The 12,872-nt window shown below is 60.6% G+C and carries 7 protein-coding genes; 2 read left to right on the forward strand and 5 right to left on the reverse strand.

Features of this window, described 5'->3' with window-relative positions; translation table 11 throughout:
* Window positions 1-114: 114 nt before the first annotated feature.
* The 5 genes from FPZ52_RS14645 to FPZ52_RS14665 all read right to left on the reverse strand — a co-directional run bounded on the left by FPZ52_RS14645 (window position 115) and on the right by FPZ52_RS14665 (window position 10,262).
* On the reverse strand, window positions 115-2,136 hold the full coding sequence (locus tag FPZ52_RS14645; protein WP_146366351.1) for a caspase family protein: 2,022 nt from the start codon (window positions 2,134-2,136) through the stop codon (window positions 115-117).
* The gene (locus tag FPZ52_RS14650; RefSeq protein ID WP_146366352.1) at window positions 2,075-6,487 is read right to left on the reverse strand and encodes a two-partner secretion domain-containing protein; all 4,413 of its coding nucleotides are present in this window, start codon (window positions 6,485-6,487) and stop codon (window positions 2,075-2,077) included. The genes FPZ52_RS14645 and FPZ52_RS14650 overlap by 62 nt, the downstream gene beginning before the upstream one ends.
* A gap of 47 nt (window positions 6,488-6,534) precedes the next feature.
* Window positions 6,535-8,298: a ShlB/FhaC/HecB family hemolysin secretion/activation protein gene (locus tag FPZ52_RS14655; RefSeq protein ID WP_168201374.1), complete on the reverse strand. Its 1,764-nt coding sequence runs from the start codon at window positions 8,296-8,298 to the stop codon at window positions 6,535-6,537.
* Window positions 8,299-8,433: 135 nt separating this feature from the next.
* Window positions 8,434-9,315 carry a LysR family transcriptional regulator gene (locus FPZ52_RS14660; protein WP_146366354.1) on the reverse strand — a complete coding sequence of 294 codons (882 nt, stop codon included), beginning with the start codon at window positions 9,313-9,315 and terminating at the stop codon, window positions 8,434-8,436.
* A gap of 38 nt (window positions 9,316-9,353) precedes the next feature.
* Window positions 9,354-10,262 carry a sugar kinase gene (locus FPZ52_RS14665; protein ID WP_146366355.1) on the reverse strand — a complete coding sequence of 303 codons (909 nt, stop codon included), beginning with the start codon at window positions 10,260-10,262 and terminating at the stop codon, window positions 9,354-9,356.
* A gap of 153 nt (window positions 10,263-10,415) precedes the next feature.
* Here FPZ52_RS14665 and FPZ52_RS14670 point away from each other — a divergent pair, with 153 nt between their 5' ends.
* A complete protein-coding gene (locus FPZ52_RS14670) occupies window positions 10,416-11,555 on the forward strand; it encodes a fumarylacetoacetate hydrolase family protein (protein ID WP_420851723.1) in 1,140 nt (379 codons plus the stop codon).
* Between the two features lie 137 nt (window positions 11,556-11,692).
* Complete coding sequence (locus FPZ52_RS14675) at window positions 11,693-12,862, forward strand: ABC transporter substrate-binding protein (protein WP_146366438.1); 1,170 nt, start codon at window positions 11,693-11,695, stop codon at window positions 12,860-12,862.
* Window positions 12,863-12,872 lie beyond the last annotated feature (10 nt).

The raw sequence follows: 12,872 nt of genomic DNA on the forward strand, positions 1-12,872 counted from the left end.
GACATATAAATTGGTTATGAAATTACACTTTTTACCGGCCTGATGCATTTCAGTTTATCGGAGGCGAGTCCATTAAGCGCGATCTTCACCCGACTGTTTCCCGATTTCGTCCAATCAGCCGGCTGAACTCGCCGCGATAAATCCGCCATTGCGCCACTGCTGAAGCCCGGCCTGGAGCATGGGGCCGCTGACACCGTCAATTGCACCGTCATACAACCCCGCCTCTTGCAGCCGGCTCTGAATCGCACGTAAGGTGTCTGGCGACCAATTCACCGCGTGATCCGTCAGTTGCGCCAGCGCCTGTCCGGAATCCGCTGCCACCCCGCGCAACAACATTTCTGCAGCCGCAGTCGCATCCGCCTCAACGCCCCGCCCTTCGTCCAACAGGATCGCCGCCGCAACGTAACCACGTGGCTCGCCCAGATCGACGGCACGACGGAAGTAATCCAAAGCTTCGGCGGGCTGGCCCGTGACACCATCTTGGGTCAGCACGCCCAGATTGTAGGTCGCTATGGCAGACCCCGCATCGGATGCCTGCTTCAACAGATCAATCGCACGAGGAATGTCTTGGTTTATCCCGCTGCCTTGGAACAGCGCAACCGCCAGGTTGATCGCGCCGTCGGGACTGCCTCCTTGCGCCGCGCGTTCATACAAGGAAATCGCTGCGGGCACATCTTTCGGCACACCGTCGCCGGTTTCCTTTATCAACCCAAGGCTGACCATTGCACGCAAATCGCCCTGTGACGCCGCCTGTTCATAGAAGGTCAGCGCCTCGCCGCGCTGTCCACCGGCTGCAAGCGCACGTGCCAGTAATGCCGTGTAATGCGGCTGTTCCGGATGATCCGCCGCCGCTTGCCGGCAGGATTCGATGGCCACGGTCGCATTGCGTGCTAGTTCAGCCAGGGGAACGCCCGCCGTATTCGCCGTTGCATCCCGTGGATGGGTCGCGAGTTTTTCGCAGCGCAACTCGGGCGCGGCATCTGCCGTTTCCGTAATTGGCAAGGATTGCAGCATCACCTGTGCCTGCTGCGCAAAACGCCCATTGGGATTTTGCTGCAGATACACCTCGATCAAGGGCCGCGACCGCGTGCGCCTGGCCAGATCCCACAATGATTCCTCCAGCACATCAGCATTGCCCCGCGCCGGAAGATTGCGGATGGCGGAATTCTGATCCGCCGAAAGCCCCGCGACCTGAAACTCGTCAAGGAAGGCATAGACATCCGAGACATGCGCGCCTTCCGGATATCGATCCAGATAAATCCGCATCAGGGCCGGGTCCTGTGCCTTCGCCGCCACCTGCCACAGCATCGTTTCAGGGCTGGTCACTGTATCGCCGGGAACGAACTGGAAGCTTCGGGTCAGGGACGAATTCTCCCACGGCACCTGCTTGCCGCCGGTCGCCGCCAGGACATCCTTCCGCACCGAGATCATCATGGATGACACATCCTGCGCGGGCGTGGCGATATGCCCAAGCAACGCTTGGGTGAACGGGCTGTTCCGCCCTGCCCCATCATAGGCCACGTTGTCTGGCTGGGTCGCAAAGGCGAACAGAAATCCCGCCGCATCCCCGATACGCGCCAGCCCGCTCTCGACCGTCCCGGCAAGCGCATCACCCAACGGATTGTTCCGGCAAGCGTCGAGAAAGATAAGATTCTGCCCATCCCCTTTGGCAAGGGCATCCGTGATCTGGTTCAACTGGATGGTTTGCGCGGCAACATCATCGGCGCTTTGAATGACCGCATCGACCGGTAAAAGATAGTTCTGAGACGCCGCCTGAAACCCGTGACCCGCGTAGAAAAACAGCGACACATCCGTCGTTTGCGATCGTTCGGCAAACTCCGCGATCAGGGCGTTCATCTGCTCTGCCGTCGCGTCGATGCCGCGCAGCACCTCGAAGTCGAGCCCTTCTAGCGCCGCAGCCACATCCGCCGCGTCGTTGACGGGATTTTCCAACGGCTCGACTGTCGCATAGTTTCCGTTGCCGATGACCAGGGCCAGCCGCGTCTCCGCCTGGACGGAGACGGAAGAGATCAACGCAAGGACACAAGCGATCAGGAAAATACGCAGCGTTGCGTCAAAGCCCGACGGCGCGGGACAAGCCAAGGTCAACCGTTTGAAGCGCAACTGTAATTTCATTTCCCTGTTCAACTTCGATATCTGCAAATTCACTGTCGCCGGCGCGGATCAGATCAATGGATTTCTGAACTTCCCCAATGGCAGTTTGCACCGACTCACGCGCTTGTTCCAAGGCCTGCCGCTCGATTGCGATAGCCTCCTCGGGTGTTGCGGCGGCAGCGATGCGGTTCTGCGCCTGCGCCCGCGTCGCGTCGATTTCGGCAATCGCGCGGTTGATGAAGGCTGGAACGTTTTGCAGCGGTTCCGGCAGATCAACAACCAGGTCTTCCAGTTGGGCCGCGTAGAATTCCAAGGCATTCTGCAGGCAGGTCAGATAATCGCCCGTGCCCGGATCGGCCTGCTCACATTCAGCAACCTGTTCGGCCATCACCGATGTCAGCCCTTCAAGCACATCCAACGTAGCTTCCGTATCAGCGCGGTCCGCCAGACCCAGTTGGATGATATCATCCGGGTTACGCACCGTGTTCACGATGTTGTTAAGCTGTGTCACCAAGGTGAAGGCGCGCGGCAGGTTTTCGTCCGCTTCAGGCCCGTCGGCTAGCACGTCAAGCATACCCGGCACATAGGTGATGTTGTAGTTCGAGATATCCCCGGTTTCGTTAACCAAACCCATCCCGATCGCATCGGCGATACTGATCTCATAGGGGCTTCCCGCAAGGCCCGCACCCGCCGCCGCGCCGGGGCTGGACAGGCTCACGCTCGTGATCTCGTCCCCGTTACGTAGCCCCCGCACTGTAAACTCTGTCCCCGCGAAGATCAGCACATCGCCAAGCCGCTTTACCAGATCGGTCGCGGCTATGACCAACGGCGCAGGCGTGACCGTCAACGTGCCGGGCACATAAGAAATCGCATAATTGCCGCCCAGATCGCCCTGCGCGCCGGACCCGGTAATCACGAAAGGCCCGTCGCCAACATTCGCCGTCGGCGCTGCGCCGTAACTTGCCAGATCAACGGATGTGACCTGATCGCCGTTGCGCAGGCCATTGGCAGCAAACTCCTGCCCCGTGAAGGTCAAGGTATCGCCATAGGTCTTCGTCGCATCATTCGCGGTTATGATCAGCGGCGCCCGCGTTACGGACAGCGTGCCCGGCATGGTGATCGCGCGGTAGAGCTGCCCGAAAGCGCTGGTAAATTCACCACCCGCAGCATCAATGGCATAGTTGCCCACATCGCTGCGTCGCGTCGCAGACGTGCTGAGCCCTGAAGCAACGTCCAGCGTATCCGCGTCCGGCCCGAAGACGTAATAGCCTGGTCCCCCGTAAACTCCCGCAGCCGTAAATGCGGGGTTGGCGCGTCCGTACTGCCGTGTCGCATCGTTTACATCAACCCAAACCACGGGTGAAAGGGCATAGAGTTCAGGGTAGAACCCATCACCCGACGGTGCCCAATGGTCCTGAAAGCTCCAGCCTGCGGCCTCGGCCTGCGACATGAAAGCGGACCTGTTCAGAAACTGCGCCGTTGTCAGTCCTACACCACCGTCGCTGCTTGTAAGGCCGGACGTCTGCACGTCCCAGAAGGACGCTTCAACCGTTCCTCCGCCTTCGCCGTTTTCACTACTGCCTTCTTCGCTATTAAACCCAACGAGACCGCCGACCGCAGATCTGACACCAAACACGCTGGCGGTCCCCGTCGAATATGTCTGGCTGATCGGTCCTGCGTTATAGCCGACAAGTCCACCCACATTTGCGAACCCGAACTCACCGCCCACAGCGGCATCTACCGCACCCGTGGCATATGCCCGTGTGATGCTGCCGTAATTTTCTCCGACGAGGCCGCCCACCGCTGCATACGGGTCACCGAATGCATCGACGGGCCCGCTTGCGCGGGCGGAGACGATTTCCCCAGAGTTCAACCCGACGAGGCCACCCGCATATACCCAAGCCTCTACGCTCGCCGTCACGTTGCCGGTCGCATATGCATGTTCTACCCCTCCGCCATTGTATCCTACCAGGCCACCGGCAAAGAAACTAAAGTCGGAAACTGGCTCATCCAACACCGATACATCGCCGGTCGCATATGCATGCTCCACCCGTCCGCTATTGTATCCTACCAAGCCACCGCCAAAGAAACCAAAGTTGGAACCGGACTCATCCGACGCCGATACATCCGCTGCAGAGAAACTGCGCTCAACCGTACCTTCGTTGAACCCGACCAGCCCCCCGACATCACCGGCACCAATCACGTTCCCGGAGGAAGACGCATCGGAAACGGTCCCCAGGTTCCAGCCAATAAGTGCACCCGCATTTTCGCCGCGGACCGACACATCTGTCAGCTCCACATCCGCAATTACGGCGCCGGGTCCAGTGGCCGCGAAAAGCCCCACATAGTCTGAATCGAGACCACCGACGGACAGCCCGTCAATCGCATAGCCCCGCCCATCCAGAGAACCTGTAAACAGCCGTTCGGAAAACCCGCCGTCGCCAACGGAAGTGTACTCTCCGATAGAATCGAACCCGACCTGCTGGAGTCCCACCTCAACATCAGACTCGACCCAGCCGCTGGTTCCGCTGGCGTCGATATCGCCGGTCAGCGCATAGTGTTGCGCAAGGAAGCTGTCCGAAGATTCAATCCCTTGCAGCCCGTATATGTCAGTCAGGAGATAAGGGTCAGCAAGTGTGCCGGACCCTCCTGCCACGCGCCGGAAGGTGCCACCATTCAGCAGGAAGTTGCCTGCCGAAAATTCTGGCAACGATGCGCTATTTTGTATCCAGTCGCCATCCTGAAGAATGAATTCGCCAACATCGATCGCGCCGCTGGGGCTGGTGGTAATCTGCCCTTGGGCGTTCAGCCAGAGCCTTCCAGAAGGCGCGGTGATTTCGTCATTGATGATGATGTTGTTCTCTGCGACCAACTCCAGATAGTTGGCGCTTGCCCAACTCAGTTCTGAGTCGACCGTAATGTCCCCGAGCTGATTTCCCTGAGAGTCGTTGTCCGTCCAGATCGTGATGTTGGTGGATTCCAACAAATCGACGAGGTCATCGCTGTTAACAATCGAGTCTTCGCCGCCGGGGTAATAATCGTTGTCGTCATAGGCAGGGTCAGTTTCGCCTTCATCCGTGATGATGACGTTATACGGGTCAAGCAACAGCGTCCCGGTCCGTCCTTTCGCCGCAGTCGTCACTACATCGCCCGAAAACGCCAGTTTCGCCTTACCGGACACCTCGACGAAACCGCCATCGCCCGCCGACGCACCACCTTTGGCCGAAACGTGACCGGCAAAATCCGTACGTCCGTCCGCCCAGATGATCACCCTGCCGCCATCGCCGGATTGTGTCGCGTCGGAGCGGATCAGCGTAGCGCCATCCACGATCGTGTTCTCGGCTGCGGGAAGGGCCGGACCGCCTTGAAAATCCCCGCCGATACGTACTTGACCGCCGCCTGATACCCCGCTCACGTTAATCTTGGCACCCGTCAATGTGATCTCGGTTCCGGTCACGTCGACAGACCCGCCAATCGCACGTCTTATCGGCGCGGGTGAGGCCAGCACCTCCGGTGCGCGGGCGTCTATCGTGCCGCTGACGGCAACACGGCCACCCGATCCGCCGAGGATCACATGGCCATTGCGCCCGCTGACCGTACGAGCCTCGACCACGCCTGACATGTTGATTGCTTGCCGCGCGGCATTGCGTGCTGCGGCCGCGCGAAGCTCTACCCGTCCGCCATCCGCGGACAAGCGGCCGCTGTTAGACACCAGCGCGCCATCGTCGCCGTTCTCAGATGGCAGCGATACCTGCAGGAACCCGTCACCCGACAGATCGAGCGTCGCGCGTTCGCCCGCGCCAAGGCCGATCCGGCCCATCGGGACACTGACGACACCGCTGTTAGACACCTTCCCGCCGACAAGCGCAGCGTATCCACCGCGCCCGATCTCGATCACGCCGCCATTGGAAACCGCCGCCGACCGGCCATTGCCGCGAAACCGCGCCTGGCCGTTAACAAAGTCTTCATCCGAGATGTTCAGCGTAGACCCGACGAAAGCGCCGGTACGAATGGTGCCGCTGCGCGTGATCGCAATGCCGTTGGGATTGACCAGATAAACCTGACCGTTGGCATTCAGCTGCCCCGCGATCGTCGAAGGCGTCGAGCCCGTCACACGGTTCAACATGGTTGATCCACGACCCGGCTGGCTGATGTCCACGCGGTTTCCCTTGCCGATGGAAAATCCCTGCCAGTTTATGATCGCCTTGTCGCTGGACTGCTTGATCGCCATCCGGCCTGACTGCGCCGCGCCGATATTGACCTTGCCGTGAGCGACAGAACCACCCTTGGGCAGGTCACCTGCGAGAACCGGTCCGCAAATGGCGGTCGTCGCCAGAAAGAAACAACCCAGATATCTATTTCGTCCAAACATGGCCGCACCTGAAATATAGCGTCGGATCGTGTCCCGGCTCTGAAGCCTTAGAACCGGATCGACCCGACCAAGGTAAATCTGTCTTCGTCATCGCCGCCATCATCGCGAAAGCCTCTTGCGGCCTCCAGTGTCAGTGACGCGTCTGAAAAGTAATTGCCTAAACCGCGATAGATTTCGACGCCGACCCCGACGGTCGAGACATTGGTGGTCTCTTCCTCAAGCGCGGTAGGTTCTTCCAGAAACAGCTGTCCCGCCGCACCGAACACGTAAGGCGTGATCAACAGCGCCGCGCCGGGACGTCCGAAATCACGTGGCGCCTGCAAATCTCCGCGAAGCATCCAGCCACTATCGCCGTAAAGCGTGCCGGAATCGAAGGCCGACAGTTCCTGCAAGGAGGCAACCCCGAATTGCTCGCTCGTCACCAGCGGGTCGCCGAACGAGGTCTGGGCGCGGCCGGAGACCGTCAGCCCGAGATTTGCCGGCAATGGCTGTGAAAACTGGCCGGACAATTCCAGTTTGGTGAACTCTGCATCCGCGCCCTGCCGTGACAAGGGCTTGGCAAGCGTCGCATCGTCCTCGCCGCGTGCGCCAAACGCGTCCAACCCGAAGGACAGGATCGCCCGCCCCGCCGCGAACTGACCCGCTTCCGACAACCAGTTGGCGTCGCCCGCCAGCCGTAACACGCGAACCGCATCAGAGGATAAGGTAAATTTGTCATCCGGCGTGACCAGGTAGACGTCTTCTGATTGCGCGTCGAAAATGACCTCGGAACTCAACGTCAAGGCCCGCGTCCGTATCCACGGATACCGCAAGCGCAGCGACAGGCGTTCAAAATCACTGGTGGTGCGCAGGTCTTCATCCGGATCGGGAGCCGTCTGACTTTTCGTGCCCTCGATGTTGATGGTCATGCCATCAATGCCGACGGGGACGATTGCACCGCCCGCGATGGTCCGGGTCCGCGGTTCATCCGCGAACAGCCCCGCATCGCTGAAAGGCTCACCCGGGTAGCCCGACATGCGCAGATACAGGGTTTCGCCCAAGCCCAAGGCACTGTTGACGTCGACGCCGGCCGAGAGCGACCAAGTACCAAGTTCCTCCGCCAAGGTGTTGTCCAGACCGATGAACCCCGATACCGGATCGAAGTCACCATCCAGCGTCAGCACGGTCGCGCCCGATGCCGACCCTGGCGACAGGGCAGACCGCAGCGAGACACCTGCCGTGTCGCCGGCCGTCAGAAGTCTGCGTTCAATTTCGCCGATCTTCAGCCCGCGCTTGCCCACCAAAGGCGTCGTGACCTCAGCGATCCGACCCGCGACCTCTGGGGGAACGCCGCTGCTGTCGATCCGCTCGACATAGCCGTTGACGACCACCAAGCGCAGCCGTCCGCCATCACGCAGCGATTGCGCGGGAAGCACGACACGGGCCAAGACATATCCTTTGCGGGCGTATTCGGCCTCCAGCGCACTCGACGCGGCGAATATATCGGACACTGGCACCGGGCCGCCCACCAGTTTGTCGCGCAGTCGCTGGCCCGCTGGCTCAAGACTGGGCAATTCGCCGGTGATGTCCACGCCAGAAATCGTCACCGATAGCTGATCGGCACCTGCCGGAGCCTGCAACCCGGCCTGACCAGAAAAGTCGACACTGCCGCTGACCCGTGGCAATGGCGGCTCAAAACTGTCTGGTGTGATCTGGCTGGCTGTCTGGGCCTGTGCCAGCCCCGGCAGGATCAGCATGATCAATGCCACGCTGCGCCCGCGCGCTATCGCAGCCAGCCCCGCCTCGCGTTTCACTGATCGAAGACCCGGCACAAATCCCTCCATACAAATTCAACCATACAAATTTAACGTTAAGCTACGGAATCTTTGGCGATCTTGCACGAAAAATTCCCGGCACACGCATTAATCTTGCCGAGTTGTTCAAGATGTCACAGTCAGGAATTCCACCTAATTGGATGTAACGTGGATGTTATGGCAGATATCTTTCAGGAAATCCGCCATCACTTGAACACGCCGGACCCCGCGCAGCGACGGATGGTAGACCAGCCAGTACGACAAGGTGACCGTCAGTTCCGGCAACACGCGGCGCAGTCCCATCTGGGGTGTGACGAGGTAATCATGCAGCACGCCCACGCCGCCGCCCGCGCGCACGACTTCCTGCTGCCCGAGGGCGCTGGCGACCTCGATCCGGCTTCTCCAACCACGCCAGAAGCGTTCGGTGAAACCAAGCGCCGACGCATAGATCAAATCATGCACATAGCCCACCAGCATATGATCACGCAGGTCGTCTGGTGCCGCCAAGGCAGGTGCGTTCGCCAGATAGCTGTCGGCGGCATAAAGGCTCAAGCTGTAATCTGTCAGCTTACGGCCGATCAACTGTCCTTGTTCAGGCCGCCCGACCATCACCGCAATGTCCGCTTCGCGCTGCGACAACGAAAAACTGCGCGGGACCGGGACAAGCTGCACCGACATTTGCGGATATTGCTGGATGAACTGCGGCAGACGCGGCGCCAGAAAGGCGGTCCCGAACCCATCAGGCGCACCGATCCGCACAGTTCCGGCAACATCTCGGGCGGTTCCGCCGATTTCGCCCTCGGCCTGCAGGAACTCGGTTTCGGCACGCTCCAACCGCGCCATCAAGGCACGGCCTTCATCCGTCAGATGGCATCCCTGCGGATGGCGGTCGAGAAGCCGCACCTGGAGGCTGTCCTCCAACACCCGCATCCGCCGCGAAAGTGTCGCCTGATTGATCCCGAGGCTACGCGCCGCCGACAACATCTGCCCGCTTCGCGCCACCGCCAGAAAGAGCCGCGCATCATCCCAATTCATGCCGCGATAAGATCACGCCGCCGCGCAAAGGCCAAGCGTCAGCTTTTCGGCGCAATCGCCCCACGAAAGCCTACGACATAGGCGGCCAGATCATGCCCGGCAAGCATCGCATCCGCCAATGACGCGCCGGATAGATGCGCCGCCAGAAACCCGCCATTGAAGCTGTCACCCGCCGCAGTCGTATCCACGACGCTATGTGCTGGCTGAAAGTCGGGCAGCCGGTCCACCTCCGCGTTGATTGGCAACGGGCCGGAGGCCCCCCGCTTCAACGCGCCCATCACGATACCATAGTCTTCGAGACGGGCCTTGGTCGCCTCTTCCGACCCATCACCGAACAACTGCGCCTCATCATCCACAGAGGGCAAGCCAATATCGGCCAGCCGCCATGCGCGCGCCACATTGTCCTGCGCGGTTTTCACATCCGGCCACAAGCGGGGGCGATAGTTGGAATCGAACGCGAACAATCCGCCCTTGGCGCGAAACGCTTCGACCCAGTCGAACAGCGCGTCACGAACATCCTGTGCCAGGATCGCAAGAGTGATCGCCGACAGATAGACCACGTCGAAGCCATCCAGCGCCGAAAAGTCACCGCCCTGAAACAGCAGCCGCGCAGCGCTTTGATCGCGCCAGTAGGAAAAGCTGCGCTCGCCCTTGTCGTCCGTGGCGATAGCGTAGATTCCGGGCAGCCGCGCCTCGTCACGCCGAATGACACTGGTCGCCACGCCCTGATCCGCGATGAACCGCAGCATACGCTCGGAGAGCTGGTCCTGGCCCACGACAGACACGAAAGCGACCTCATGCGCCGGATCCAGCTGGCGTCGCAGGTAAATCGCCGTGTTCAGGGTGTCGCCGGCGAATCCGATCGCTGCACTATCGGCGTCATCGGTCAGCGACATCTCGATCATGGCTTCACCCACACAGGCGATTTTCAGGGGCTGGTCGAACATCGGCGTTGGTCTCCTCTCGCGCAACGCACTGCTACGCAAAGCCGCACCGGCCCGCAAGCGCCATGCCAAACATCATGTCATCAGGTTGTTGGACAATTGGAATCTTCTCGCTAAAGTGCGCGAAAATTGAAGCCACAACATCCGGAGCTTTCCGTGCAGAACATCATCCCCGCCGCAGATCGTTCAGGCGTCTTTCTTGGTCGTGTCTGGAACCCGCATGTCAGCGGACCGTCCGTGGTTACGCTGCGCGATGGCAGCCTGGTGGACATCACGTCAGCCGCCGCCCCCACCGTGCGCGACATCTGCGAAATTGCAGACCCGGCCGCCTATGTGCGAAGCGCGGATGGCGCCGTTCTGTGCAGCCTCGACGATATCGCCACAGGCAAGGTGGATTTCCACTTCCTCGCGCCATGCGATCTGCAAGCGGTGAAGGCCTGCGGCGTCACCTTTGCACAATCCATGGTCGAGCGTGTGATCGAGGAACAAGCGGCCGGCGATCCGACGCGTGCACAAGAAATCCGGGGCCGCATCGGCGACATCATCGGCGGCAGCCTGCGCAATCTGAAGGCGGGCTCGCCCGAGGCGATGAAGGTAAAAGAGGCGCTGATCCAGGAAGGCCTGTGGTCGCAATACCTGGAAGTTGGAATCGGACCTGATGCAGAGGTGTTTTCCAAGGGGCAAACCCTGTCATCGGTCGGCTTTGGCGCCGAAGTCGGGCTGCATCCCATATCCAAATGGAACAATCCGGAACCGGAGGTCGTTCTGACTGTCGCGTCCACCGGCAAGATTGTCGGTGCAACCCTTGGCAATGACGTCAACCTGCGGGATGTGGAAGGTCGCTCCGCGCTGCTGCTGTCCAAGGCGAAGGACAACAACGCCTCCTGCGCGATCGGTCCAATGATCCGTCTGTTCGATGACAGTTTCGGCCTTGACGACGTCCGCGGCGCTGAACTGACCATGTCGGTCAAGGGCACCGACGGGTATGAGCTGACAGGCCATTCCTCGATGAAGGAAATCAGCCGTGACCCCGAAGATCTGGTACGCCAGACCGTCGGGCGGCATCACCAGTATCCCGATGGCTTCATGCTGTTTCTCGGCACATTGTTTGCGCCCACGGATGACCGTGATGTTCCGGGCGAAGGGTTTACCCACAAGATCGGGGATGTCGTCAGCATCTCCGCCCCCGGCTTCGGGACGCTGTCCAACACGGTCCGGCTGTCCACCGAGTGCCCCGAATGGACCTTCGGCGTCAGCCATCTGATGCGCAACCTTGCATCGCGGGGCTTGCTGTAGTCACACAGCCCCGTGCAGTTCGACAACAGATGTGGTGCGCGGGCAGATCGGCGCTAGGCAAGGCCGCCAGAATGACGCATCTTGCGGCAGATCTACAAAAGCCGTTCCAGACGGCGTGCCACCGACGGGAGACAATGATGACCACAGCCGCGAGAATCGCCGCCACCCTTCTGACCAGCACAGCACTTGCATCAGCCGCCAGCGCGCAGGACGAACCGTTGAAGATCGGCGTGATGCTGACCCTGTCCGGCCCTGCCGCGTCATTGGGCGAACAGGCGCGTGATGGTTTCCTGCTGGCCGTGGAGAACATCAAGGAAATCGGCGGTGTTCCAACCGAAGTGATCATCGTCGATGACGAACAGAAACCCGACGTGGCCGCGAACAAGGCCCGCGAGTTGGTCGAGCGTGACGGCGCGGATTTCGTTGTCGGCCCGATCTTTTCCAACATCGCAATGGCGATTTACAAGCCGGTAACCGAGGCCGACGCCTTCCTCATCAGTCCAAATGCGGGTCCATCGCCCCTGGCCGGAGCGGAATGCAATCCGAACTTCTTCGCCGTGTCCTATCAGAACGACCAGAACCACGAGGTCATGGGTGCCTATGCGCAGACACAGGGCTATGACAACGTTTTCCTGATGGCGCCCAACTACCAGGCCGGCAAGGACAGCCTGGCGGGCTTCAAACACAGCTACTCGGGCGGGGAAGCGGGCGAAATCTACACCCAGCTCGGCCAGCTCGATTTCTCAGCCGAACTCGCGCAGATCGCAGCCATGCAGCCAGACGCGCTGTTCACTTTCATGCCGGGCGGCATGGGTGTGAACCTCGTGAAGCAATACCGTCAGGCCGGGCTGGAAACGATCCCGTTCCTCTCCGCCTTCACAGTTGATGAAAGCACCCTGCCCGCCCAACAGGACGCCGCAGTGGGATTCTATTCCGGCACGAACTGGGCACCCGATCTGGACACGCCGGAAAACAGGGCCTTCGTTGCCGCTTATGAAGAAACCTATGGCAAGGTGCCCGCGAGCTACGCCATGCACGGCTATGACGCGGCCCTTCTGATCGACGCGGCGGTGCGGTCTGTCGGTGGCAATCTCGATGACAAGGGCGCGCTGCGCGCCGCTTTGGAAGCCGCCGATTTCACCAGCCTGCGTGGCGATTTCAGCTTCGGCCCGAACCATTTCCCCGTTCAGGATTTCTATCTGGCCGAGGTCGTGAAGCGCGAGGATGGAAACTTCCAGACCTCCATCGTCGACAAAATCTTCGATGACTATTCCGACAGCTATGCTGCCGATTGTACGATGGAATAAGGGCGCAAGC

The sequence above is a fragment of the Qingshengfaniella alkalisoli genome (genome assembly GCF_007855645.1).
GTDB classification, from domain to species: Bacteria; Pseudomonadota; Alphaproteobacteria; order Rhodobacterales; family Rhodobacteraceae; genus Qingshengfaniella; species Qingshengfaniella alkalisoli.

Excerpts from the sequence above, each read along its gene's own strand:
- FPZ52_RS14645 (WP_146366351.1), bottom strand. The coding sequence starts at position 2,136 with ATGAAATTACAGTTGCGCTTCAAACGGTTGACCTTGGCTTGTCCCGCG.
- FPZ52_RS14650 (WP_146366352.1), bottom strand. The coding sequence starts at position 6,487 with ATGTTTGGACGAAATAGATATCTGGGTTGTTTCTTTCTGGCGACGACC.
- FPZ52_RS14660 (WP_146366354.1), bottom strand. The coding sequence starts at position 9,315 with ATGAATTGGGATGATGCGCGGCTCTTTCTGGCGGTGGCGCGAAGCGGG.
- FPZ52_RS14665 (WP_146366355.1), bottom strand. The coding sequence starts at position 10,262 with ATGTTCGACCAGCCCCTGAAAATCGCCTGTGTGGGTGAAGCCATGATC.
- FPZ52_RS14675 (WP_146366438.1), top strand. The coding sequence starts at position 11,693 with ATGACCACAGCCGCGAGAATCGCCGCCACCCTTCTGACCAGCACAGCA.